This is a genomic window from Isoptericola cucumis (assembly GCF_014635665.1).
GTDB classification, from domain to species: domain Bacteria; phylum Actinomycetota; class Actinomycetes; order Actinomycetales; family Cellulomonadaceae; genus Isoptericola; species Isoptericola cucumis.
The window spans coordinates 396092-418216 of sequence record NZ_BMDG01000003.1 but is presented as its reverse complement, the minus strand read 5'-3'; the positions used below and the strand labels follow the sequence as shown (position 1 = coordinate 418216).

Annotated in this window: 20 protein-coding genes and 3 tRNA genes; 13 read left to right on the top strand and 10 right to left on the bottom strand. The window is 73.8% G+C overall.

Annotation, left to right across the window (positions count from 1 at the left end; all coding sequences use genetic code 11):
• Positions 1–3: 3 nt before the first annotated feature.
• Positions 4–3123: a family 20 glycosylhydrolase gene (locus IEW03_RS06155; RefSeq protein ID WP_188522754.1), complete on the bottom strand. Its 3120-nt coding sequence runs from the start codon at positions 3121–3123 to the stop codon at positions 4–6.
• Positions 3124–3299: 176 nt separating this feature from the next.
• On the opposite strand from IEW03_RS06155, the gene IEW03_RS06150 reads away from it, so the two are divergent.
• Positions 3300–3872, top strand: coding sequence for a GNAT family N-acetyltransferase (locus IEW03_RS06150; protein WP_229737607.1), 573 nt, complete (start codon positions 3300–3302; stop codon positions 3870–3872).
• 133 nt (positions 3873–4005) lie between these two features.
• Positions 4006–5727: a serine/threonine-protein kinase gene (locus IEW03_RS06145; RefSeq protein ID WP_188522752.1), complete on the top strand. Its 1722-nt coding sequence runs from the start codon at positions 4006–4008 to the stop codon at positions 5725–5727.
• A 458-nt stretch (positions 5728–6185) separates the two neighbouring features.
• Here the strand turns inward: IEW03_RS06145 and IEW03_RS06140 are convergent.
• The 3 genes from IEW03_RS06140 to IEW03_RS06130 form a co-directional block, all read right to left on the bottom strand.
• Positions 6186–6262, bottom strand: a tRNA-Val gene (locus IEW03_RS06140).
• A gap of 74 nt (positions 6263–6336) precedes the next feature.
• Positions 6337–6810: a peroxiredoxin gene (locus IEW03_RS06135; protein ID WP_188522751.1), complete on the bottom strand. Its 474-nt coding sequence runs from the start codon at positions 6808–6810 to the stop codon at positions 6337–6339.
• 5 nt (positions 6811–6815) lie between these two features.
• Positions 6816–7220, bottom strand: a complete 405-nt coding sequence (locus IEW03_RS06130) for a DUF3052 domain-containing protein (RefSeq protein ID WP_188522750.1) — start codon at positions 7218–7220, stop codon at positions 6816–6818.
• 430 nt (positions 7221–7650) lie between these two features.
• On the opposite strand from IEW03_RS06130, the gene aceE reads away from it, so the two are divergent.
• Positions 7651–10398, top strand: coding sequence for a pyruvate dehydrogenase (acetyl-transferring), homodimeric type (aceE, locus tag IEW03_RS06125; RefSeq protein WP_188522749.1), 2748 nt, complete (start codon positions 7651–7653; stop codon positions 10396–10398).
• Between the two features lie 94 nt (positions 10399–10492).
• Here the strand turns inward: aceE and IEW03_RS06120 are convergent, their stop codons facing one another.
• The gene (locus IEW03_RS06120) at positions 10493–11164 is read right to left on the bottom strand and encodes a tetratricopeptide repeat protein (protein WP_188522748.1); all 672 of its coding nucleotides are present in this window, start codon (positions 11162–11164) and stop codon (positions 10493–10495) included.
• Positions 11165–11251: 87 nt separating this feature from the next.
• On the opposite strand from IEW03_RS06120, the gene IEW03_RS06115 reads away from it, so the two are divergent.
• The 5 genes from IEW03_RS06115 (at position 11252) to IEW03_RS06095 (ending at position 16292) form a co-directional block, all read left to right on the top strand.
• Entirely contained in the window at positions 11252–12472 is a 1221-nt protein-coding gene (locus IEW03_RS06115) for a PucR family transcriptional regulator (protein WP_229737605.1), read from the top strand.
• Between the two features lie 99 nt (positions 12473–12571).
• Positions 12572–13552: an ACP S-malonyltransferase gene (locus tag IEW03_RS06110; RefSeq protein WP_188522747.1), complete on the top strand. Its 981-nt coding sequence runs from the start codon at positions 12572–12574 to the stop codon at positions 13550–13552.
• Positions 13549–14559: a beta-ketoacyl-ACP synthase III gene (locus tag IEW03_RS06105; RefSeq protein ID WP_188522746.1), complete on the top strand. Its 1011-nt coding sequence runs from the start codon at positions 13549–13551 to the stop codon at positions 14557–14559. Before IEW03_RS06110 ends, IEW03_RS06105 begins: the two co-directional genes overlap by 4 nt.
• A 129-nt stretch (positions 14560–14688) precedes the next feature.
• Entirely contained in the window at positions 14689–14940 is a 252-nt protein-coding gene (locus IEW03_RS06100; RefSeq protein WP_188522745.1) for an acyl carrier protein, read from the top strand.
• A 98-nt stretch (positions 14941–15038) separates the two neighbouring features.
• Entirely contained in the window at positions 15039–16292 is a 1254-nt protein-coding gene (locus IEW03_RS06095; RefSeq protein ID WP_188522744.1) for a beta-ketoacyl-[acyl-carrier-protein] synthase family protein, read from the top strand.
• Positions 16293–16376: 84 nt separating this feature from the next.
• Here the strand turns inward: IEW03_RS06095 and IEW03_RS06090 are convergent, their stop codons facing one another.
• Positions 16377–16877, bottom strand: a complete 501-nt coding sequence (locus tag IEW03_RS06090) for a DUF3145 domain-containing protein (RefSeq protein WP_188522743.1) — start codon at positions 16875–16877, stop codon at positions 16377–16379.
• A gap of 191 nt (positions 16878–17068) precedes the next feature.
• The gene (gene def / locus IEW03_RS06085; RefSeq protein WP_188522742.1) at positions 17069–17554 is read right to left on the bottom strand and encodes a peptide deformylase; all 486 of its coding nucleotides are present in this window, start codon (positions 17552–17554) and stop codon (positions 17069–17071) included.
• Positions 17555–17622: 68 nt separating this feature from the next.
• Here def and IEW03_RS06080 point away from each other — a divergent pair, with 68 nt between their 5' ends.
• Complete coding sequence (locus IEW03_RS06080; protein WP_188522741.1) at positions 17623–18837, top strand: acyltransferase family protein; 1215 nt, start codon at positions 17623–17625, stop codon at positions 18835–18837.
• On the opposite strand, the gene IEW03_RS06075 is transcribed toward IEW03_RS06080, so the two are convergent.
• Complete coding sequence (locus IEW03_RS06075) at positions 18801–19178, bottom strand: DUF488 domain-containing protein (protein WP_188522740.1); 378 nt, start codon at positions 19176–19178, stop codon at positions 18801–18803. The genes IEW03_RS06080 and IEW03_RS06075 overlap by 37 nt on opposite strands.
• An 85-nt stretch (positions 19179–19263) precedes the next feature.
• On the opposite strand from IEW03_RS06075, the gene IEW03_RS06070 reads away from it, so the two are divergent.
• From IEW03_RS06070 to IEW03_RS06055, 4 genes are all read left to right on the top strand, one after another.
• Positions 19264–19337 (top strand) — tRNA-Ile (locus IEW03_RS06070).
• Positions 19338–19398: 61 nt separating this feature from the next.
• On the top strand, positions 19399–19920 hold the full coding sequence (locus tag IEW03_RS06065; protein ID WP_188522739.1) for a hypothetical protein: 522 nt from the start codon (positions 19399–19401) through the stop codon (positions 19918–19920).
• Positions 19921–19972: 52 nt separating this feature from the next.
• Positions 19973–20048: transfer RNA gene (locus IEW03_RS06060), tRNA-Asn, on the top strand.
• 155 nt (positions 20049–20203) lie between these two features.
• Positions 20204–20395, top strand: a complete 192-nt coding sequence (locus IEW03_RS06055) for a hypothetical protein (RefSeq protein WP_188522738.1) — start codon at positions 20204–20206, stop codon at positions 20393–20395.
• 3 nt (positions 20396–20398) lie between these two features.
• On the opposite strand, the gene IEW03_RS06050 is transcribed toward IEW03_RS06055, so the two are convergent.
• Positions 20399–21364, bottom strand: a complete 966-nt coding sequence (locus IEW03_RS06050) for a nucleoside hydrolase (RefSeq protein ID WP_188522737.1) — start codon at positions 21362–21364, stop codon at positions 20399–20401.
• 102 nt (positions 21365–21466) lie between these two features.
• Positions 21467–22105: a DUF305 domain-containing protein gene (locus tag IEW03_RS06045; protein ID WP_188522736.1), complete on the bottom strand. Its 639-nt coding sequence runs from the start codon at positions 22103–22105 to the stop codon at positions 21467–21469.
• Positions 22106–22125 lie beyond the last annotated feature (20 nt).

Below are 22125 nucleotides of genomic sequence, written 5' to 3'. Positions count from 1 at the left end.
CCGCTAGCCGGCGGCGCCCGTGACGACGAGCCTCGCGGCGGCCGTCGCGCCCGACGTCGCGCCCTCGCCGGTGACCCGCAGCGGGCCGGGGCGGACGTCCCGGGGCACGGCCACGGTCGCGGTGACCGCGCCGTCGGCGTCCGCCACCGCCTCGCCCACGGCGAGGCCCGCCGTCGGCCTGCCGGCCTCGAACGACACCGTCTCGCCCGGCGCGAACCCGGCGCCCCGCACGGTGGCGTGGGCCCCCCGCGCCGCGACCTTCTCGTCGAGCGCGATCGTGGGGTCGTAGGTCGGCGCGTCGACGGCGGGACCGGCCGCCGCGAGCTCGGCGACCGTCGCCCACGGGTTCCCGCCGACCTCCGAGAGGGCCACGAGCTTGACGTACCGCGCCTGGCGGGCGCCGAACCCGGCGAGCTGCGGCTCCGCGGAGCTCGCGAACTCACCCGTCGTGGCGGGCTCGCCCCAGTCCCCGTCGATCGTCGTGACGTCCGTCGACGTGTACACCTCGTACTCGCCGACGCGGCCGTTCGCGCCCCCGGAGCCGCCGCTCTGGCGGGCGGTGTACCAGAGGCCGCAGGTCGACGTCGTCTCCCCCAGGTCGACGACGATCGCGTGCGGGTAGGTCGCGACCGGGTCCGACCACCGCGAGTGCCAGTAGGTCGCGGCGTCGCCGTCGATCGCGGCGGCGGCCGGGCCGCTGGGTGCGGGCTCACCGCTCGTCTGCTCGCTCGAGACGTCCGCGACCGCGGCCGGCCGGAGCGTCCCGGTCGCGCACAGGGCGTTCGCCGAGGTCGACGCCGTGGCCACCACCGTGCCGTCGGCGCCGACGAGCTCGAACGAGAACGTCGCCGCACCGCTCGTGGCCGCCACGTTGAACAGCCGGACCTCGACCGACGCCGAGCCGCCCGGCTCCACGCCCTCCACCGCCGCCTCGCGCGGCAGCGCGGTCCACCCCTCCGGGACGCCGGCGGCCCGCACGGAGGCCGCGGCCAGCGGCGCGTCCGTGTCGTTCGTGACGGACACCGTGGCCGTGACCGACTCCCCCGGCGCCGCCTGCGCCGACGAGAGCGTCGCGCCCATCGACACGGCCCCGGTGAGCTCCCACTCGGTCGCGCCCCAGTCGGCCGGCGTCTGCACGACGCGCCCGTCCTCGACGGTCTTGGGCTCGGAGTGCGAGACCGGCACGTCGACGAGCCCCTCGGAGACCGACAGGTGCTGCTGCGTCGCCGCGTTCACGACCGTGAAGGCCCCCGCGCCGTCCGACTGCTTGACCTGCCACTTCTGGACCGTGGTGTCCGCGCAGTCGCGGAGCCGGACGTCCGCCCCGATCTCGACGGGGACGTCGAGGCGCATCGTCCCGTCGCGGGCGACGTCGAGGCACCGCCCGTCCGACGAGGTGACCACGTAGTAGTCGTCCTCGGTGTGGGTGAGCGTGAGCGGCTGCCCGGTCTCCGCGAGCTCGACGGTGCCGTCCCCGGTCGCCGCGAGCGCCCCGGAGCCGTCCGCCGCCGCGATCGTGTAGCTGCCGTCGTCGACGGGCAGCCGCGTGACGTTCTCCCACAGCGGAGGACGGCCGACGGCGTCCATCGCGGCCCGGAACTCGGCGTACGACGGCCACGGGCGGCTGTCGGACCAGGTGGCCTGCGCGACCAGGCGGAGCGGCTCGAACATGCGCTCCTCGGTCGTGTTCTCCGCCTCGGCGGGCGTGCCGGCGTCCGGCCACATGCTCATCCGCGCGCCGCGGACCTGCTCGGCGCCCTCCGTCACCGTCGACCCGTGGAACTGTGCGGGCGTCCAGCCCGAGTCGTACAGGCCGGCGCTGTCCACGCCGTACCCGCCCCGCACCATGTACAGCGAGTTGGAGACGTTGACGACGTCGTGGCCCCAGTCCACGAACTGCTGCGGCTCGATCGTCGACCCGGCCTGGTTCCAGTGCTCCACGACGATGTCGGTGTCGAACGGGACGACCTGGTTGTCGGTCATCACGCCGTCGTTCCAGATGCGCAGGGTCTTGCCCTGCGACCTCACGTAGTCGTTGACCTTGTTGACGTACCAGGCCACCACGTCGTCCTCGGTCGCGTCCGCCCCGAGGTGCTCCTGCGCGAAGCGCAGGATCTGGGGGTAGTTCTTGTAGCCGCTGCCGAGCATGTACTCGTCGACGCCCATGTGCCAGTACTCGGAGGTGAAGACCTCGGAGTACTCGTCGACGAGGTCCGTGTAGAAGTCGAACGAGGCGTCCTGGGTGATGTCCATCCGCACCTCGTCCTTCTCGCCCGTCTGCTCGTTGGTGAGCTGCAGCTCGGGGAGGTTCTCCAGCCAGATCTCCATGTGGCCGGGCGAGTTGATCTCCGGGACGACGTCGATCCCGTGACGCGACGCCTTCTGCACGAGCTCGCGCACGTCGTCCTTCGTGTAGTACGACCACGTGTTCGTCTCGGGGTACCCGTCGACCTTCACCTTCAGCTCGACCATGAGGGTGTTGAGCTTCAGGTACGACATCTCCTCGATGAGGCGGTCGATCCAGTCCGGCGAGACGTTGATGACGCAGGCGCACAGCGTGACGCCCCGCTCGGCGTACTCCGGCACGTCGACGACGGAGCCCTGCGGGACGGCGGCCTGCTGGGTGAGCATCTGGGTGAGCGTGCGCGTGCCGTAGAACACCCCGGTCCGGGTCGCCGCCGTGACGGTGACGGCGTCCCCGACGGTCAGCTCGTAGCCCTCGGCGCCGAGGTCCGTGCGGGCGTCGTCGAGCACGAGCCGGACGTCGCCCGGGCCGGCGTCACCTGCCGCCGCGGTCGTGCCCGGGTACGCGACGCCGAGCTCGTCGGCGACGAGTCCGGCGACGGCCTCGGTCTCCGCGCTGCCGGCGTCGTGCACGATGCGCATGCCGCCCGTGGCGGTGAACACCCCGCCGCCGGCCGGCTCCCACCCGTCGATCGACGGGACGACGTCGGGCAGCCCGGCGCTGGCCGACGCGGTCGAGGGCGCGGACGGGGTGGCGGCCGCCGGTGCGGCGGCCAGGCCCGCCGCCACGAGCGCCAGGCCGGTCGTGAGCGCCGCCAGCGCTCTGCTGGTGCGCCCGGGCGGGCGCGCGGACGTCGGGCTTGCGGGACTGCTGGGCATCGGAGCTCCCCTTCGTCCGTCCGCGCGGCGGACGGCTCGTACGTCGTCGTGCGAGCGTGATATGGATAACATACGGACCCTGGTGTCCCCGGTCAATCACCGACAGCAGCGCGCACCTCGCGATGTTCTCGATCACACGCGCCGTGACTGTCGGCACCATTGCCTACGCTGCCCGGGTGAACCGACCCTCCGCCACGGCTCCGGCCCACACCGACACCGACCGCCTCCGGCTGACGGCGGTGCACGCCGACGACGTCGACGAGCTGCACGCGCTGCACGCCGACGAGCGCGTGTGGACGCACTTCCCCTCGGGGCGCCACACCAGCCGCGAGCAGACCGCGCGCCAGGCCGCCGACTTCGCCGCCGACTGGCTGCGGGACGGCCTCGGCTACTGGACGGCCCGGCGGCGCGACGACGGCGCGTTCGTGGGGATCGGCGGCGTCCGGCTCCGCCCGGCCGGAGTGCTCAACCTCTACTACCGTCTCGTCCCGGAGCAGCAGGGCCACGGGTTCGCCGCCGAGCTCGGCCGGGCGGCCCTCGCCGCCGCCGCGCAGCACCTGCCCGACGTCCCCGTGACCGCGTTCCTGCTGGAGCACAACACCGCGTCGCGGGCGACCGCGGAGAAGGTCGGGCTGCGTCTCGTGTGGCGCGGCCCGGACGCCGGCAACCCCGACCCGCACGCCGTACGCCTGGTCCTCGCCGACCGCGAGCTCTCGGACACCGTCCTCGGGCGCCTGGTCGAGGCGTGAGCCCCGTGCACCACCCGCTCCCACCACATATCCTGTGATGGCCAATGACTGAGATGACCGAGATCGCCGCATCGCCCATGCCGCCGAGCGCGGACGCCCACCTCGACGCCCCGCCCCCGCAGCGGTGAGCGGCATGACACCGACGGACCCGACCGAGGAGTCGGCGGGCGGTCACGTGGTGCTCGGCGGGAAGTACGTCCTGGGCGACATCCTCGGCACCGGCGGCACGTACACCGTCTACGAGGCGTCACGGCTGCCTTCGGCGCCGGACGAGGCCGCGCCGGCGGACGGCTCCCCCGGGCCCGAGCTCCTCGTCAAGGTCCTCCACCCGCACCTGGTCGACGACGACGCGACGCGGGCCTCGCTGGCCCGCGAGATCGCGGCGTCGGACCGGGTGGACCACCCGGGCGTCGCCAAGGTGCTCGACACCGGGGAGGACGAGGTCGCGGGCGCGAACGTGCCGTGGCTCCTCATGCGGCGGCTCCCGGGCGTCCCGCTGTCCGACCTCGCGTCCGGGCAGGGTCTGCCGTGGCCGGACGCGCTCGCCGTGGTGGGCGGGCTGCTCGACGCGCTCGGCGCCGTGCACGACGCCGGCCTGGTGCACCGCGACGTGAGCCCGCGCAACGTCGTGATCGACTCCCGCGACGACGGCAGCATGACGGTCGGGCTGCTCGACCTGGGCCTCGCCGCTCCCGGCGGGGGCGACGGCGACGGCGAGCGCGTGGCCGGCTCGGCGGCGTACATGTCGCCCGAGCAGGCCCAGGGCAAGCCGCTGGACGCCCGCAGCGACCTGTACTCGGTCGGGGCGCTGGCGTACTTCGCGCTCACCGGGCACCCGCCGTTCGAGCGGTCCCGGCCCGCCGACGTCCTGCGTGCCCACGTCCAGGCCCCCGTGCCCGCGCCGTCGGCGCGGCGGGCCGCCGTGCCCGCCGCCGTGGACCGGTTCGTCGCGCGGGCGATGGCCAAGAACCCCGCCCGGCGGTTCGCCTCCGCCGGCGCGACGGGCGCGGCCGTGGCGGCCCTGCTCGGCACGAGCGCCCCGGCGGGCGCGGGCGGCACCGTCGGCGTGGGCGGCACCGCGGCCCTCGACGCGGCAGGGCCCGACCAGACGATGCCGCTGGGCCAGGTCCCGGCGGACGACGACCCCCACCGGACGGCGGCCATCGGCACGGCCGCCGCAGCGGCGGCGGCTGCTGCCGCGGCGGAGGACGCCGAGCTCCAGCGCACGCGGCAGCTCGGCGCCGTGGACGCGCTCGGTGCGACCGTCGCCGTGCCCGGGCCCGGCGACGAGCCCCCGACCGACGGGCCCACGGACGGGTCCCCTGTCGAGGACGACTCCGAGCGGTCCCGGTGGAGCGCCTTCTTCGGCAGCCCGAGGCGGACGGCACTCGTCGTGATCCTCCTGGTCCTGCTCGTCGCCGCGGGCGCCGGAGCCTTCTGGCTCCTGCGGGACGACGACGGCGGCAGGCCGGTCGCACCGGTCACGAACAGCCCGTCGCCGTCGCCCACCAGGACGACGCAGGAGCCGCGCGAGACCGACCCGCCGGACGACCAGACGGACGACCCGACCTACCGGCCCGCGCCGACCGAGGACCCGACCCCGACCGAGACCAGCACGCCGGACCCGACGCCCACCGAGACCAGCACGCCGGACCCCACGCCCACCGAGACCAGCACGCCGGACCCGACCCCGACCGAGACCAGCACGCCGGACCCCACGCCGACCGAGACCAGCACGCCGGACCCCACGCCGACCGAGACCAGCACCCCCGACCCCACGCCCACCGAGGAACCGCCGCCGGTCGAGACGACACCGCCCGGCGACGGAGACGGTGGCGCCGACACGTCGCAATGACGGAGCCGGCGCCGTCACGCGCGCAGCGCCCCGGCCATCACGTGCTCGACACGCTGTCCGCCCTTCGCTGACGGGAACGCACCCGTAGCCGGAGCGCGGTCGCACCGAGCACGGCCGCGAGGGCCTGCCGGAGTCCGGTGCAGCGCAGCCTGGCCGACCCGGGTGTCGCGCAGGCCGGCATACCACCCGGCGGCCTGCGAGTTGGCGACCACGCCCGGAGACGGACGGGTGCGGCAGCATGGGAACGCGATCCTCACAGTCAACCGAGAGGACGGCCCGACGGCGGGACCCCGGCCGGCAGGACGTGCCGACCGCGGGCTCAACAGGTCGTTCACGATGCGCACGGCACCGCGCGACGTCCTGCTCTGCTCCCGCATGCCCCTCACCCTGCCGGCGCGACGGCGAGCCGTGGGTGCCCCGCGGAACAGGACCGCACGGCGGACGCCCGAAGAGGGAGGTGGTGGGCCCGGAGGGACTCGAACCCCCGACATCCACGGTGTAAGCGTGGCGCTCTGACCAGCTGAGCTACAGGCCCTGGCAGCGCAGGCAAGGATACCGGGCGGGAGGATGCCCGCCGAACAGGCTGCGCCGCAGGTGGTGGGCGCGTCGTCAGACCTCGGCGAGCGCCTCTCGGTACCCCTCGATGTCCCGCCGCCGCCCGCGCGGGTTCACGACCCCCCAGCGCACGATCCCGTCGGCGTCGACGAGGAACGACCCGCGCAGCGCGTGCCCGCTCTCGGCGTCGAAGACGCCGTAGGCGCGCGCCGCCTCGCCGTGCGGCCAGAAGTCGCTGAGCAGGTCGAAGCCGAAGCCCTCCTGCTCGTGCCATGCCTTGAGGGCGAAGACCGGGTCGGTCGAGATCGCCAGCAGGCGCACGCCGGCCGTCTCGAACTCCTCGATGTTGTCCCGCAGCTCGCACAGCTCACCGGTGCAGATGCCGGAGAACGCGAACGGGAAGAACACGAGCAGGACCGGCTCGCCCCGCAGGTCCGCCAGGTGCACGGGCGTGCCGTGCGTGTCGGGCAGGGTGAGGTCGGGGGCCGGGTCGCCGGCCTGCAGCGGCCGCGCCTCGGACGCCGTCATCGTCGTCAGCGGCCGCGGTTCGCCATGCGGGTGGCCGACCAGTCGGGCGCGACCGCGAACGTGCTCGTCGCGTGCAGCCCAGCGGTGGTCGCCGCCTCCTGGATCTCGTCGTGACCCACGTGCCCGGAGCGTCCGGGCTTGCGGGTGAGCAGCCAGATCAGCCCGCCGTCGTCCAGCACGGTCTGGGCGTCGACCAGCATGTCGGTCAGGTCGCCGTCGTCCTCGCGCCACCAGACCACGACACCGTCCGTGACGTCGTCGTAGTCCTCGTCGACGAGCTCGCCACCGACGAGGGCCTCGAGGTCGGTGCGCAGGGCGTCGTCGACGTCGTCACCCCACCCGAACTCCTGCACCACCTGGCCCTCCTTGAAGCCGAGGCGTGCCGCCGGGGATTCCGCCTGCTTAACCACGTGGTCCTTGGTTCCTCTCTGTCCGATGGTCGACGAGTCCCGACGACCTGTGCGCTCCCTGTTCGGCAGCTGCGCGGGACACCTCGCGTCCCGTGTGCGTCAACGTAGTCCACCGCAATGGAGCACGCCCGGCAACTCTCGCCCTCCCGCGGCGCGTCCCACCTGCTGGACGCAGGACGACGCCCGAGCGGGAGGGGCACCGGGCAACGGTACGCCGACCGTGTGGCCAGGCATGACGTAGATCACGAACTCTTGACCGCCCGATGGTGGGCTCCCGCCCCTCTCGGGGGACACAATGAGTAGTGACCACCTGTCCGAGGATCCGCACCGTCGCGACCTGACGATGCGCCGACCCGGGACGGGGAACGGCTGACACGGGCAGTGACGGCGAACAGGTTCCGCCACCGCCCGCAGAAGAGAGAGGTTGCTGGTGGCTTCGTACGACGAGACCGGACCGTTGATCAACGGCCTGCTCAGCGCCGTCCCGGACATCGACCCTTCCGAGACCTCGGAATGGGTGGAGTCGCTCGACGGCCTGATCGACGACAAGGGCGGGCCGCGCGCCCGCTACGTCATGCTCAACATGCTGCGGCGCGCCCGCGAGCGCAGCGTGCACATCCCCACGACGATGACGACGCCGTACGTCAACACCATCGCGGTGCACGAGGAGCCGTACTTCCCCGGCGACGAGGCCATGGAGCGCAAGTACCGCTCGTGGATCCGCTGGAACGCGGCCGTCATGGTGACCCGGGCGCAGCGCCCGGACGTGTCCGTGGGCGGGCACATCTCCTCGTACGCCTCCGTGGCGACCCTGTACGAGGTGGGTCTGAACCACTTCTTCCGCGGCAAGGACCACCCGGGTGGCGGTGACCAGGTCTACTTCCAGGGCCACTCCTCCCCCGGCCAGTACGCCCGCGGCTTCCTCGAGGGCCGGCTCACCGCCGAGCAGCTCGACGGGTTCCGCCAGGAGAAGTCGCACGCCGGCGGCGGTCTGCCGTCGTACCCGCACCCCCGCATGCTGCCGGACTTCTGGGAGTACCCGACGGTCTCGATGGGCCTCGGCCCGGCCTCGGCGATCTACCAGGCGTGGACCAACAAGTACCTGCACAACCGCGGCATCAAGGACACGAGCCAGCAGGACGTCTGGGCGTTCCTCGGCGACGGCGAGATGGACGAGCCGGAGTCACGCGGCATGCTGCAGCAGGCGGCGCACCAGCAGCTCGACAACCTGACGTTCGTGGTGAACTGCAACCTGCAGCGCCTCGACGGCCCGGTGCGCGGCAACGGCAAGATCATGCAGGAGCTGGAGGCCCAGTTCCGCGGCGCCGGCTGGAACGTCATCAAGGTCGTCTGGGGCCGCGAGTGGGACGCCCTGCTCAACGCCGACAAGGACCGCGCGCTCGTCAACCTCATGAACGCCACGCCCGACGGCGACTACCAGACCTACCGTGCGGAGTCCGGCGCGTTCATCCGCGAGCACTTCTTCGGTCGCGACCCGCGCACCAAGGCGCTCGTCGAGAACATGACCGACGACGACATCTGGAACCTCAAGCGCGGCGGGCACGACTACCGCAAGATCTTCGCGGCGTACACGGCGGCCCGGGCCCACACCGGCCAGCCGACCGTCATCCTGGCGCAGACGGTGAAGGGCTACGCGCTCGGCTCGAGCTTCGCCGGCCGCAACGCCACGCACCAGATGAAGAAGGTCAAGAACTCCGACCTCAAGGCGCTGCGCGACAACCTGCGCATCCCGCTGTCGGACGAGCAGATCGACGCCGACCCGTACCTGCCCCCGTACTACCACCCGGGCATGGACGACGAGGGCATCCAGTACATGCTGGAGCGGCGCCGCCAGCTCGGCGGGTTCGTGCCCGAGCGCCGGTCGTCGCCCCAGGCGCTCACGCTCCCGGGCGACAAGACGTACGAGATCCTCAAGAAGGGCTCGGGCCAGCAACAGGTCGCGACCACGATGGCCTTCGTGCGCCTGCTCAAGGACCTCATCAAGGACAAGGACTTCGGCAAGCGCATCGTGCCGATCATCCCCGACGAGGCGCGCACCTTCGGCCTGGACTCGATCTTCCCGAGCGCGAAGATCTTCAACACCCAGGGGCAGAACTACCTCGCCGTGGACCGCGAGCTCATGCTGAGCTACAAGGAGTCCGAGGCCGGGCAGATCATGCACACCGGCATCAACGAGGCCGGGTCCGCCGCCGCCTTCCAGTCCGTCGGCACGTCGTACGCGACGCACGGCGAGATCATGGTGCCGGTCTACATCTTCTACTCGATGTTCGGCTTCCAGCGCACGGGCGACCAGTTCTGGGCCGCGGGCGACCAGCTCACGCGCGGCTTCATCATCGGCGCCACCGCCGGCCGCACCACCCTGACCGGTGAGGGCCTGCAGCACGCCGACGGCCACTCGCCCCTCATCGCGGGCACCAACACCGCGATGGTGCAGTACGACCCGGCGTACGGCTACGAGATCCGGCACATCGTCCGCGACGGCATCGAGCGCATGTTCGGTGACGGCTCGGACGGTCGCGACCAGAACGTCATGTACTACCTCACGGTGTACAACGAGCCGATGCTCCAGCCGGCCGAGCCGGAGGACGTCGACGTCGAGGGCATCCTGCGCGGCATCCACCGCATCTCGAACGGTTCCGGCGACGGCCCCAAGGCCCAGCTCCTCGCCTCCGGCGTGGGCGTGCCGTGGGCGCTCGAGGCGCAGCAGCTCCTCGCGGAGGACTGGGGGGTGTCGGCCGACGTGTGGTCGGTGACCAGCTGGAACGAGCTGCGTCGTGACGCGCTCGCGGCGGAGCACGACTCGCTCACCGACCCGGCCGCCGAGCCTCGCGTCCCGTACGTGACGCAGAAGCTGTCGGGCGCGCAGGGGCCGTTCGTCGCGACGAGCGACTACGACCACCTGGTGCCCGACCAGATCCGGGCCTGGGTCCCGGGCGACTACGCCGTGCTCGGCGCGGACGGCTTCGGCTTCTCGGACACGCGTGCCGCCGCCCGCCGGTACTTCCTCATCGACGGCCCGTCGATGGTGGTCCGGACGCTGCAGCAGCTCGCCCGTCGGGGCGAGGTCCCCGCGGACGTCGTGGCCAAGGCGGTCGAGAAGTACCGCCTGCTCGACGTCAACGCCGGCACGTCCGGCGCCGTCGGCGGCGACAGCTGACCCACCCGCCGCGGCGGCGCGAGCTCGCCACGGCAGCGCGAAGGCCCCGAGCCGTTCGGCTCGGGGCCTTCGTCGTGTCCGGCACGGGCTCGCGCTACGTCGGCGTCGTCTCGCGCGCCGCGATCACCCGCTCCAGCTCGGCGCGCAGGTCGTCGGTGCCGGCGCGCAGCTCGAGGGACGCGAGGTGCTGGCGGGCCTCGGCCACCCGGCCCGCCTCGAGGGCGGCCAGGACGAGCTGGCGCCCGACCTCCGGCGCGTGCTCCCGCGCGCGCCAGTGACCGATGCCGAGCCCGAGCGCCTCGGTCGGCATGCCGGCCTCGCGCAGGATCGCGAGCCCCTCGGCGAGCGCCTCCCCGTCGGGGTCGCGCTCCGCCGCGGTGGCCAGGCGGCGCACGGCGCCGTCCGGGTCGTCGGCCAGGGACAGCCGCCCGAGCTCCAGCAGCGGCCGCCACCCGCGAGGATGGCCCGCGAGCTCCTCCGCCAGCGACCAGACGGCCAGGTCGGCGGCCCGCTGCTGGGCCACGTCGTCGGCGGGCGCGGACAGCGGGTCGTCTGCGTGGGGCGACCCCGCCGCCCGGCGGCGGACGATCTCCGCGAGCGCGTGGAAGGCGGCCTCGTCGTTGGGGTCGTCGGAGAGCATGGCGCGCAGCGCGTCCTCCTGCACGGTGTCCCCCTCGCTCCGCGACCCGGACGGCCGCCGCGTGCCGACCGTCGAGGCGGAGAACGGCCGGCGCAGCAGCTGTCGGAGCCGCGGCAGTAGTGCCATGCCGTCGACCCTATCCAATGCCCCCTCAGCAGGCCCTGCCCGGCGCCCTTTGTGCACTCCCGACAACCCGGGCCGTATCCTCGGGGCATGTCGACCTCACCGAGCCCCGCCTCCGCGCGCACCTCCGGCACGGCGGACGGGGCCGAGCAGGTCTCGCGCGGCGAGAACGTGCGGCGGGTCCGCGACGGCCTCGGGATGCTCACCGCCGCGGCGATGCGGCGCCTCGACGAGGACGTGCCCTGGTACCGCCAGCTCCCCGCGGAGGACCGGTCGTACGTGGCGCTCGTCGCGCAGTCCGGCATCAACGCGTTCGTCAGCTGGTTCGCCGAGCCGACCACCACCCCGCACGGCGTCGGCGAGATGTTCGCCGCCGCGCCGCCGGAGCTCACCCGGTCCATCTCCCTGCAGCACACGCTGCAGCTGGTCCGCCTCATGGTCGACGTCGTCGAGGAGCACTCCGACGAGATCGCCGCCCCCGGCTACGAGCGCGAGCTGCGGGAGGCCGTGCTGCGCTACTCGCGGGAGATCGCCTTCTCCGCCGCCGAGATCTACGCCCGCGCCGCCGAGGTGCGCGGCGCGTGGGACGCGCGCCTGGAGGCCCTGGTCGTGGACGCGCTGGTGCGCGGCGACGGCGACGACTCGCTGCGCTCGCGCGTGTCGGCGCTGGGCTGGAGCGGCCGCGGCCAGGCGCTGGTCGTCGTCGGGGAGGCGACGACCCGGCTCGACGACGTGCGCACCGCCGACCTGCGCCGCCAGGCGCGCCGCGCCGCCGGGGACGCCCTGGTCGGCATCCACGGCGACCGGCTCGTGCTCGTGCTCGGCGGCGAGGGCGACCTCGTGGCCGCGGCCACCTCGCTGCTCGACCGCTTCGGCCCCGGGCCGGTCGTCATCGGCGCGATCGTCCCGGACGTGTCCGCCGCGCCGACCTCCGCGCGCGCCGCGCTGGCAGGGCTCGGGGCGGCGCCCGCGTGGCCCCAGGCGCCCCGCCCGGTGCTCGCCGACGACCTGCTGCCCGAACGGGTGCTCACCGGCGACGTCGCGGCACGACGCACCCTGGTCGCCCAGGCGTACCGGCCCCTGCAGGAGGCCTCCGGCTCGGTGCTCGAGACGCTGTCGGCCTATCTCGGCACCGGCCGTTCCCTCGAGGCGGCGGCGCGGCGCCTGTACGTGCACCCCAACACGGTGCGCTACCGCCTGCGCAAGGTCTCCGAGATCACCGGCTGGGACCCGCTGGACGCGCGGGAGTCGTTCGTGCTGCAGGTGGCGCTCGCGCTGGGCCAGCTCGACGGCGTCGCGCCGGCGCACTGACCAGCCGTCGTCGCTTGGAGGATTCCCACAATCGACATTCCCGAGCTTGGTGCGCGTCACGACGCGCCGTCCACCGGCCGGGATGACACCGTGGGGTCCGTGCTCGCTGTCGTCTGCCCTGGACAGGGCTCTCAGACCCCCGGGATGCTCAGCCCTTGGCTGGAGCTGCCCGGCATCGCCGACCTGCTCGACACGTTCTCCGCCGCTGCCGGCACGGACCTCGTGCAGCACGGGACGACGTCGGACGCGGACACGATCCGCGACACCGCCGTCGCCCAGCCGCTCATCGTCTCGTCCTCGCTGCTCGCCCTGCGCGCGATCCTCGACGGTCGCGACGCGTCCGCCGTCGTGGACGTCACGGCGGGGCACTCGGTGGGCGAGCTCAGCGCGGCCGCCGTGGCGGGCGCGCTCGACGACGCCGGCGCCGTCGGCCTGGTCTCGCACCGGGCCCGGTCCATGGCGGAGGCCGCCGCGGCCGCGCCCTCGGGCATGAGCGCCGTCGTCGGCGGCGACCCCGACGAGGTGCTCGCCGCGATCGAGGCTGCCGGGCTGTTCCCGGCGAACGTCAACGGCGGCGGCCAGGTCGTCGCGGCCGGCGCCCCCGAGCAGCTGGCGGCGCTCGCCGAGGACGCCCCCGCCCGCGCCCGCGTCGTCCCGCTGCAGGTGGCCGGCGCCTTCCACACCCCCTTCATGGAGCCCGCGCGCGCCGCCTTCGCCCAGGTGGCCGAGGGCTGGCTGGCCACCGACCCGCGGCTGCCGCTGCTGTCGAACGCGGACGGCGCGTCCTACGACGCGCTCGCGTCCGGCTCGCACGGCCACGGCACGGCCGCCGACGTGCTCACCCGGCTCGCCGCACAGATCACCGCCCCCGTGCGGTGGGACCTGTGCCAGGCCACCCTGGCCGAGCGCGGCGTCACCGCCATCCTCGAGCTCGCCCCCGGCGGCGTCCTGACCGGCCTCGCCAAGCGTGCGCTCAAGGGCGTGGAGTCGGTCGCCGTGAAGTCCCCCGACGACATCGAGGCCGCCCGCGACCTCGTCGCCCGGCACTCGGTCGCGGCGGGCGCGGGAGCGTCCGCGTGAGCACCCGCCGCACCCTGCGGCAGGCGGAGCCCGTCCGGAACTCGCGCATCCTGGCGATCGCCGGGGAGCGCGGTGCGAACGTCGTGACGAACGACGACATCGCCGGCCCGATCGACTCGTCCGACGAGTGGATCCGCCAGCGCACCGGCATCGTCACGCGCCGCCGCGCGGACGCGGACACCGACGTGCTCGACCTCGCCGAGGCCGCCGCCCGCAAGGCGCTGGACTCCGCCGGGCTCACGGGTGCCGACGTCGACGCGGTGATCGTCTCGACGGTCACCTACTTCCACCAGACGCCCGCCGCGGCGGCGGTGCTCGCCGACCGGCTGGGTGCCACCCCGGCGGCCGCCTACGACATCTCGGCCGCCTGCGCCGGCTACGCCTACGGGATCGGCCAGGCCGACGCGCTCGTGCGCGCGGGCGCCGCGCGCCACGTGCTCGTCGTCGGCGCCGAGAAGATGTCCGACTTCGTCGACCCGACCGACCGGTCCATCTCGTTCCTCCTGGGCGACGGCGCCGGCGCGGCGGTGGTCGGCCCGTCCGACGCGCCCGGCATCGGCCCCACGGTCTGGGGCTCCGACGGCGCCAAGGCCTCGGCGATCCGCCAGACGCACCCCTGGTCGGCCCTGCGCGACGACCCGGCCGCCGGCTGGCCGACGCTGCGCCAGGACGGCCCGTCGGTGTTCAAGTGGGCCGGCTTCCAGATGGCGCCGGTCGCCGCCAAGGCCATGGCCGAGGCGGGCGTGGGCCCGGAGGACATCCAGGTCTTCGTGCCCCACCAGGCGAACATGCGGATCGTCGACCAGATGGTCAAGCAGCTCGGGCTGCCGGCCGAGGTGGTCGTCGCCCGCGACATCGCGGACACCGGCAACACGTCGGCCGCCTCCATCCCCCTGGCCACCGAGCGGCTGCTCGCCGAGGGCCAGGCGTCCTCCGGCGACCTGGCCCTGCAGATCGGCTTCGGCGCAGGCCTCGTCTACGCGGCGCAGGTCGTCGTGCTCCCCTGACCCTGTTCCGCCGCAACCGTGCGCTCCGGCGCCGGTCGTGGCGGGTGACCCGCGCGGTGCGGGAGAATCGCACCGCAACCCCCACGGTGCCGGGACGGCCGGTACCCCGTTGAAGGAGAATCGCACCCCATGGCTTACACCTCCCAGGAGATCCTCGAGGGCCTCGCCGAGATCGTCGCCGAGGAGACCGGTCTGCCGACGGACGCCGTCGCCACCGAGAAGTCCTTCACCGACGACCTCGACATCGACTCGCTGTCGATGATGACGATCGTGACCCACGCCGAGGACAAGTTCAGCGTGCGCATCCCTGACGACGAGGTGAAGAACCTCACCACGGTCGGCGACGCCGTGAAGTACATCGAGGGTGCGCAGGGCGCCTGACCTCGCGGGCGGCACGCCGTCGCCCTCGCACGGGCGGGCCGGGTCACCGGCCCGCCCGCGCAGCCTCGACCACCGGCACGACCCCAGGAGGACCCATCATGAGTGCCGCACCCGCCTCGCGCGACGTCGTCGTCACCGGCCTCGGCGCGACCACCCCCCTGGGCGGCGACGCCCCCAGCACCTGGGCCGCCGCTCTGGCGGGCGAGTCCGGCGCCCGGACCCTCGACAACGACTGGGCCGAGAAGTACGGCCTGCCGGTCACGTTCGCCGCCACCCTCAAGGTCACCCCCGACCAGGTGCTGTCGCGCCCGGAGACCAAGCGGATGGACCCGTCCACGCAGTACGCGATGGTCGCCGCCCGCGAGGCCTGGCAGGACGCCGGCGCCCCCGAGGTCGACGGCGAGCGTCTGGGCGCGGTCGTGTCCTCCGGCATCGGCGGCATCTGGACCACCCTCGACGGCTGGGACACCCTCAAGGAGCGCGGCGCGCGGCGCATGCTGCCCATGACCGTGCCCATGCTCATGCCCAACTCGCCGGCGGCCTACGTGTCGCTCGAGTTCGGGGCGAAGGCCGGCGCCCACGCGCTGGTCTCCGCGTGCGCCTCGGGCGCCGAGGCGATCGGCTACGGCCTCGACATGATCCGCGCCGGCCGCGCCGACGTCGTCGTGTGCGGCGGCACGGAGGCCACGATCCACCCCATGCCGATCGCGGCGTTCGCCGCCTCGCGCACCCTGTCGCTGCGCAACGACGACCCGCAGCGGGCCTCGCGCCCGTACGACGTCGACCGCGACGGCTTCGTCATCGGCGAGGGTGCCGCGGTGGTGGTGCTGGAGAGCGCGGAGCACGCCGCCGCCCGCGGTGCGCGTGTGTACGCGAAGATCGCCGGCGTCGGCCTGTCCGCCGACGCGTACCACATCACCTCCCCCGACCCCGAGGGCACGGGCCAGGTCTCGGCCATGCGCCGCGCCCTCCAGGACGCGGGCGTGACGTCCCACGACGTCGTGCACGTCAACGCGCACGCCACGTCCACCAAGGTCGGCGACCTCACGGAGACCGCGTCGATCCGCACGCTCATGGGCGGCGAGGCCGACCACGTGCGGCTGTCGGCGACCAAGTCCATGACCGGCCACCTGCTGGGCGGCGCCGGGGCGCTGGAGACGCTGTTCACCGTCAAGGCGGTGAGCGAGCGGCTCGCCCCGCCGACCATCAACGTGGACAACCCCGACCCGGAGCTCCAGGTGCCCCTGGTGCGGGGCTCCGCCGAGAAGCTGCCCGACGGCGACATCGTCGCGCTCAACAACTCCTTCGGGTTCGGCGGGCACAACGTGGCCCTGGTGGTCGCCAGCGCCTGAGGCCCCTCGGCACGACGACGGCGCCCGGTCACCTCGCGATGACCGGGCGCCGTCGTGCTTCGCCGTGCGGGTGGTCCCGGGCCGTCACCCGACCCGGTGCAGCCAGCGCACCGGGGCGCCCGCGCCGGCGTACCGGAACGGCTCGAGCTCGTCGTCCCACGCCGTGCCCAGGGCCAGGTCGAGCGCGTCGCGCACCGACCGCGCGTCGTGGGCGGCGTCGAGCGCGTTGCGCACCCGGTCCTCGGGCACCACGACGTTGCCGTGCACGTCGGTCATCGCGTGGAAGATGCCGAGGTCGGGCGTGTGCGACCAGCGGGCGCCGTCGGCGCCGTGGCTCGCCTCCTCGGTGACCTCGTAGCGCAGGTGGTCCCAGCCCCGGAGGGCAGAGGCCAGCCGGGCGCCGGTCCCCTGGGCGCCCTGCCACGAGTACTCGGCGCGGTACAGCCCGCGTGATGCCGGCTGGGGTGTCCAGTCCAGCGCCACACGGCCGCCGAGCACGTTCGCGGCCGCCCACTCGAGGTGGGGGCACAACGCGCGGGGTGCCGAGTGCACGAACAGCACACCGCGGGTGATCGCACCAGCCATGTTGTCCTCCCTGGGTTCGAGGTTCGTCTTCCCCTACGTCCTCGTGCCCAGGCTCGTCACATGGTCTTGCGTACCAGCGGCGTGTCGCGTTGTGTTCTCGTCACATCCTGCCCGACTCGTCGGGCGGGCGCGAGAGGAAACGCACAAGTTGAGCCAGACCAGAGCCCCGTGCGCCTCCTCCCGGCGACCCGTCAGAGCCGCTCGCGCAGCTCGCGCATCGCCTTCTTGCGCACCGAACGCTCCAGCCGGTCGAGGTAGAGCTTGCCGTCGAGGTGGTCGCTCTCGTGCTGCAGGCACCGTGCCATGAGGCCCGTGCCCTCGACCACGACCGGCGCGCCGTCGAGGTCCGTGCCCTCGACCTTCGCGTACCAGGCACGCGTCGTCGGGTACCAGAGGCCGGGGACCGACAGGCAGCCCTCGTCGCCGTCCTGGGTCTCCTCCGACAGGTCCACGATGCGCGGGTTGAGCACGTAGCCGATCTCGTCCTCGACGTTCCAGGAGAACGCGCGCAGGTTGACGCCGATCTGGTTGGCCGCCAGCCCCGCGCGGCCGTCCGCGTCCACGGTCTCGACCAGGTCGTCGACCAGGGAGCGGACGCGGTCGTCGATCGTCGTGATCTCGTCGCAAGGGGTGCGCAGCACAGGGTCGGGCAGCACCCGGATCTCTCGCATCGCCATGGGCGGCATTCTCCCACGTCGTGGAGCCGGTTCGGCCCCGAAGATCACGGTTTGATAACGTGCTGACGATGCCCGGACGTACCAATCCTCCTGCCCTGACGCCTGCCGAGGCCCTCGGCGCCAGCACCACCGAGGTGGGGCGCCCCCGCCTCGCCGGGCTCGACGGCCTGCGCTTCCTCGCCGCGATGGCCGTCCTCGCCTACCACTACTTCGCCGTCAACCACGAGGCGTGGGGCGAGCGGACCACCGACTCGTTCCCGAACCTCCAGCCCGTGCTCGCCTACGGCTCGTTCGGCGTCCAGCTCTTCTTCGTGATCAGCGGCTTCGTCATCCTCCTGTCGGCCTGGGGCCGCGACGTGCGGGCCTTCACCGCCTCCCGCGTCGGCCGGCTCTTCCCGGCGTACTGGCTGTCGATCGCGCTGGTGCTCGTCCTGCTGCTCGCCGTGGCGCCGGGCTCCAAGGACGTCGGCCTCTCCGACACGGCGGCCAACCTCACGATGGTGCAGCGCGCCTTCGGGGTGCACGACCTCGAGCCCGTGTACTGGACCCTCTGGGCCGAGCTGCGGTTCTACGTCCTGATCGGCGTGCTCCTCGCCCTGGGGATGACCCGCAACCGCCTGATCGCCTTCGCCGCCGTCTGGCCCGTCGTGGCCTCCATCGCCGTGCGCTCCGGCAACGAGACGCTCGCGACCGTGCTGGTCGGTTCCGACGCCCCGCTCTTTGCCGGCGGCATGATCCTGTACCTGCTGCTGCGCGAGCGGCGCTCGGTGGTCCTGTGGCTCGTGCTCGGGCTGAACGTCGCCCTCGCGGGGCTCATGTCCGGCCGCTCCCAGTCCCTGCGCATCGAGGGCAGCACCACCCTGTCCGTCGAGCCGCAGAGCTACTGGCTCGCGATCCTCGCGTGTTTCGCCCTCGTCGTCGCGGTGACGCTCACGCCGCTGAGCCGCCTGTCGTGGAAGTGGCTCACCGTCGCCGGAGCGCTCACGTATCCCCTGTACCTGCTGCACTCGTCGTGGGGGCAGTGGCTCATCACGAAGCTGCACCCGCACCTGCCGACCGCGATGACCTTCGCCGTCGTGACGGCCGTGATGCTGCTGGCCGCCTACCTCGCGCACCGGTTCGTCGAGCGTCCGCTCGGCCCGCGCCTGAAGCGCGCGGTGGCCCGCGACCTCGGCCGCCTGGGCGCTCTGGTGCGCGGCGAGTGGCGCGTGGGACGCCAGGCGGCCGGGCGTCAGGTGGCCGCGGCTCACGCGCCCGAGCCGGAGCCCTCCACCTCCCGGTAGGAGGCCACGACGTCACGCAGCACGACGGCCTGGTTGTGCTGCTCGTCGCGTGCGCCGTACAGGAGGGTCACCTGCCGCCCGTCGTCCGCGAGGGCGGCCAGCTCCGCCAGCTCGGCGCTCCCCCGGAGCTCCTCGCGGTACCGCCGGGCGAACTCGTCGAACCGGGCCGGGTCGTGACCGAACCAGGTCCGCAGGTCCGACGACGGCGCGACCTCCTTGATCCAGCGGTCGACGTGGGCGTCGGCCTTCGACAGGCCGCGAGGCCACAGCCGGTCGACCAGCACCCGCAGCCCGTCGTCGTCCGACGGGGCCTCGTACACGCGCTTGACGTCGAACCCCATCGGCCCATGAGACCCCGCCCGGACCCGCCACGCACCCCGGCCCCGCCCCGTTCCCGGGCAGGCGGGCCGGTATGCTCGCCCGCGCGCCCCGTTAGCTCAGCTGGTCAGAGCAGTCGACTCATAATCGATCGGTCGCGGGTTCAAGTCCCGCACGGGGCACCCGGGCGCCCCGCGCCGGTGGCGTCCTGAGGGCGCACCCCTGCACCGATACGGTGGGCGCATGTGGTTCCGCCGCTCGCCGCTGCCCGACGACGTCCGACAGGCCCTGTCCCCCGCCCGGGGTGAGCGGCCGCTCGCGGCGGCCGAGCTCATCGGCGACGCCTGGGCGGTCGCCACCACCGCCGAGCTCGCCGTGGTCCAGGCCGGTGCCGCCGGGCCGCCCGCCGTCGTGCTGCGGCGGCCGTGGGCCGACGTCGACCGGGCGGCGTTCGACCCCGAGCGCGGCGTCCTGACCGTCGAGTGGGTCGACGCCGCACCCGACACCCTCCTGCGGCTGGTCGACGCGGACCGGGCGGCGTTCCCGCAGACCCTTCGCGAGCGCGTGCAGTGGTCGGTCGTCATCTCCGAGACCGTCTCCGTGCCGGGCGGCGAGGTCCGGGTCGCCGTGCGCCGCACCGCCGACGGCACGCTGTTCTCGCAGGCCGTCGCCGGGCCGGGCGTCGACCTCGCCGACCCCGCCGTCGCCCGAGTGGTGGACGCCACGGAGTCCACGGTGCGGGGGGCGGCCGGACTACCCCAGTGAGCCTGGTATTGTTCTTTCCGGTTCGACGGCGTCGCGCCTGACAACCACGCGATCCCGCGTAGCTCAGCTGGCAGAGCATCCGACTGTTAATCGGACGGTCGTTGGTTCAAGTCCAACCGCGGGAGCCACACCCACGAAGGCCCCTGAACCGCCCACGGTTCAGGGGCCTTCGCCGTGCACCGGGAGCCGGTGCCGGGTCAGGCGATCACCCGCTGCTCACCCGTTGCCCCGCGTCACGATCGCCGCCGCCGGCCGTCCCATTCTCATAGAAGGGATCGTGCCGATGAGACCTCTCCTGATGACCGTCGCCCTCGGCCTGTACGTGCTCGCGGGGTTCGCTCTGCTCACGGCGGCCGGGTCCTGGCTCGGCCACGACAGCACCCCCGGCTGGACGGTCGGCTGCGCCCTGGGCGGCCTGCTGGCCGCCACCGCGTACTCGGTACAGAGGACGTCCCGGCACTACCGCGGCGTGTAGCCCTCAGAGCGTGAGCAGCCGCTCGAGCAGGTGTGGCGCCAGCGGCCGGTCCGTCTCCAGCACGACCCGGCACCGGGCGCCCGGCTGGTCGGGGTGCCCCGTGTACAGGCCACGCAGGTCGCACAGCGTCTGCCCGCGCCCCGGCCCCCGGGTGTCGTCGACGGCGACGTGCACGCGCGGCGCGACGGTCGCGGTCACGCCCCCGACGGCGATCGCCGCGGCGAGCGGGTCGTGCAGGGCGGAGCAGCGCCGGCCGAAGGTCCCCTCGTGGAACGTGAAGTACAGGTCCAGGACCTGACCGAGCCAGGGCGCGAGGTCCGTTCCCGCCTCGAGGAGGGCGTCCCGGTCGGGCTCCTCCAGCAGGTTCTCCATGGTCACGTCCAGCGGCACCAGGGTCACGTCCCAGTCGGCGGCGAGCACGGCGGCCGCGGCCTCCGGGTCGACGGCGATGTTCGCCTCCGCGACGGGCGACACGTTGCCCGGGTGCAGCGCGGCGCCGCCCATGATCGTCACCTCCCGGACCCTCGCGGGCAGCGTCGGGTCGGCGCGCAGGGCGAGCGCCAGGTTGGTCAGCGGCCCGACGGCCACGACGTGCAGCTGCCCGGCGTGCTCGTGCGACAGGCGCAGCAGCAGCTCGGCCGCGTCCTGCGCCGCGGGGCGGGCTCCCGACGGCGGCAGCTCGACGTCGCCCACGCCGTTGCGCCCGTGGACGCCCGGAGCGCCACCGTGGAACGCCCCCGCCAGGGGCTCCGGCGCGCCGACCGCCACGGGCACGTCGCGCCGCCCGGCGAGCGCGAGCAGGTCCAGCGTGTTCACCGCGCCCTGCTCGGCGCCCACGTTCCCGCACACGCTGCCGACCCCCACGAGGTCGACCTCCGGCGAGGCGAGCAGGTAACCGATCGCGAGGGCGTCGTCGACGCCGGTGTCGCAGTCGAGGTAGAGCGGGCGGGCGGGGGCGGGTCGCGTCACGGAGGTCCTTCGTCGTGGGGTCGGTTCGGCCGGGGACCAGTCTCTCCCGGACCGGGGCACGGACGGTGCGCCGGCGGGTCGCCGGCGCACCGCCCGCCAGGATCACTGCCGCTCGAGCAGCTCCCGCATCCGGTCGATCTCGGCCTGCTGCACCTCGACGATCTCGCCCGCCATCGCGAGCGCCCCGGGGTGGCGGCCGTCGTCGAGCTCCGTGCGGGCCATGTCCACGGCGCCGACGTGGTGCTCGATCATCTGGGTGAGGAACAGCGAGCCCGCCGCGGCGCCGTCGGCCGCCTCGAGGTCGGCGAGGTCCTCCTCGCTCATCATCCCGCTCATGCCCTCCCCGTCCATGCCGTCGTGGCCGCCGTGGCCGCCGTCCGGCCCGGCGGGGTCGGCGCCCCACTCGTCCAGCCAGGTGGTGAGCCGGTCGATCTCCGGTTGCTGGGCCACCTTGATCGCCTGCGCGAGCTCGCGCACCTGCGGGTCGATCCCGTCGTCGGCCAGCACGACGTCCGACATCACGACGGCCTGCTCGTGGTGCGGGACCATCCCGCGGGCGAACGCCCGGTCGGCGGCATTGAACGGTTCGCCGTCGCGCTCGGCGTCGTCGGGGGCGGACGAGCTCGCCGCGCCGGTCGGGTGGCCGCCGGCGTGCTGGTCGTCGGTGGGCCCGGCGGAGCAGGCCGTCAGGGTCAGGGTCGCCGCGAGCGCGAGCCCGGGCAGCACGAAACGCTTGGTCATCACAGAGTCCTTCTCGGGTG

What these genes read in the sequence shown, in the direction of transcription:
- IEW03_RS06155 (WP_188522754.1), bottom strand. Translation starts at nt 3,123, where the DNA reads ATGCCCAGCAGTCCCGCAAGCCCGACGTCCGCGCGCCCGCCCGGGCGC.
- IEW03_RS06145 (WP_188522752.1), top strand. Translation starts at nt 4,006, where the DNA reads ATGACACCGACGGACCCGACCGAGGAGTCGGCGGGCGGTCACGTGGTG.
- IEW03_RS06135 (WP_188522751.1), bottom strand. Translation starts at nt 6,810, where the DNA reads ATGACGGCGTCCGAGGCGCGGCCGCTGCAGGCCGGCGACCCGGCCCCC.
- IEW03_RS06120 (WP_188522748.1), bottom strand. Translation starts at nt 11,164, where the DNA reads ATGGCACTACTGCCGCGGCTCCGACAGCTGCTGCGCCGGCCGTTCTCC.
- IEW03_RS06115 (WP_229737605.1), top strand. Translation starts at nt 11,252, where the DNA reads ATGTCGACCTCACCGAGCCCCGCCTCCGCGCGCACCTCCGGCACGGCG.
- IEW03_RS06100 (WP_188522745.1), top strand. Translation starts at nt 14,689, where the DNA reads ATGGCTTACACCTCCCAGGAGATCCTCGAGGGCCTCGCCGAGATCGTC.
- IEW03_RS06095 (WP_188522744.1), top strand. Translation starts at nt 15,039, where the DNA reads ATGAGTGCCGCACCCGCCTCGCGCGACGTCGTCGTCACCGGCCTCGGC.
- IEW03_RS06090 (WP_188522743.1), bottom strand. Translation starts at nt 16,877, where the DNA reads ATGGCTGGTGCGATCACCCGCGGTGTGCTGTTCGTGCACTCGGCACCC.
- def (WP_188522742.1), bottom strand. Translation starts at nt 17,554, where the DNA reads ATGGCGATGCGAGAGATCCGGGTGCTGCCCGACCCTGTGCTGCGCACC.
- IEW03_RS06080 (WP_188522741.1), top strand. Translation starts at nt 17,623, where the DNA reads ATGCCCGGACGTACCAATCCTCCTGCCCTGACGCCTGCCGAGGCCCTC.
- IEW03_RS06075 (WP_188522740.1), bottom strand. Translation starts at nt 19,178, where the DNA reads ATGGGGTTCGACGTCAAGCGCGTGTACGAGGCCCCGTCGGACGACGAC.
- IEW03_RS06065 (WP_188522739.1), top strand. Translation starts at nt 19,399, where the DNA reads ATGTGGTTCCGCCGCTCGCCGCTGCCCGACGACGTCCGACAGGCCCTG.
- IEW03_RS06055 (WP_188522738.1), top strand. Translation starts at nt 20,204, where the DNA reads ATGAGACCTCTCCTGATGACCGTCGCCCTCGGCCTGTACGTGCTCGCG.
- IEW03_RS06045 (WP_188522736.1), bottom strand. Translation starts at nt 22,105, where the DNA reads ATGACCAAGCGTTTCGTGCTGCCCGGGCTCGCGCTCGCGGCGACCCTG.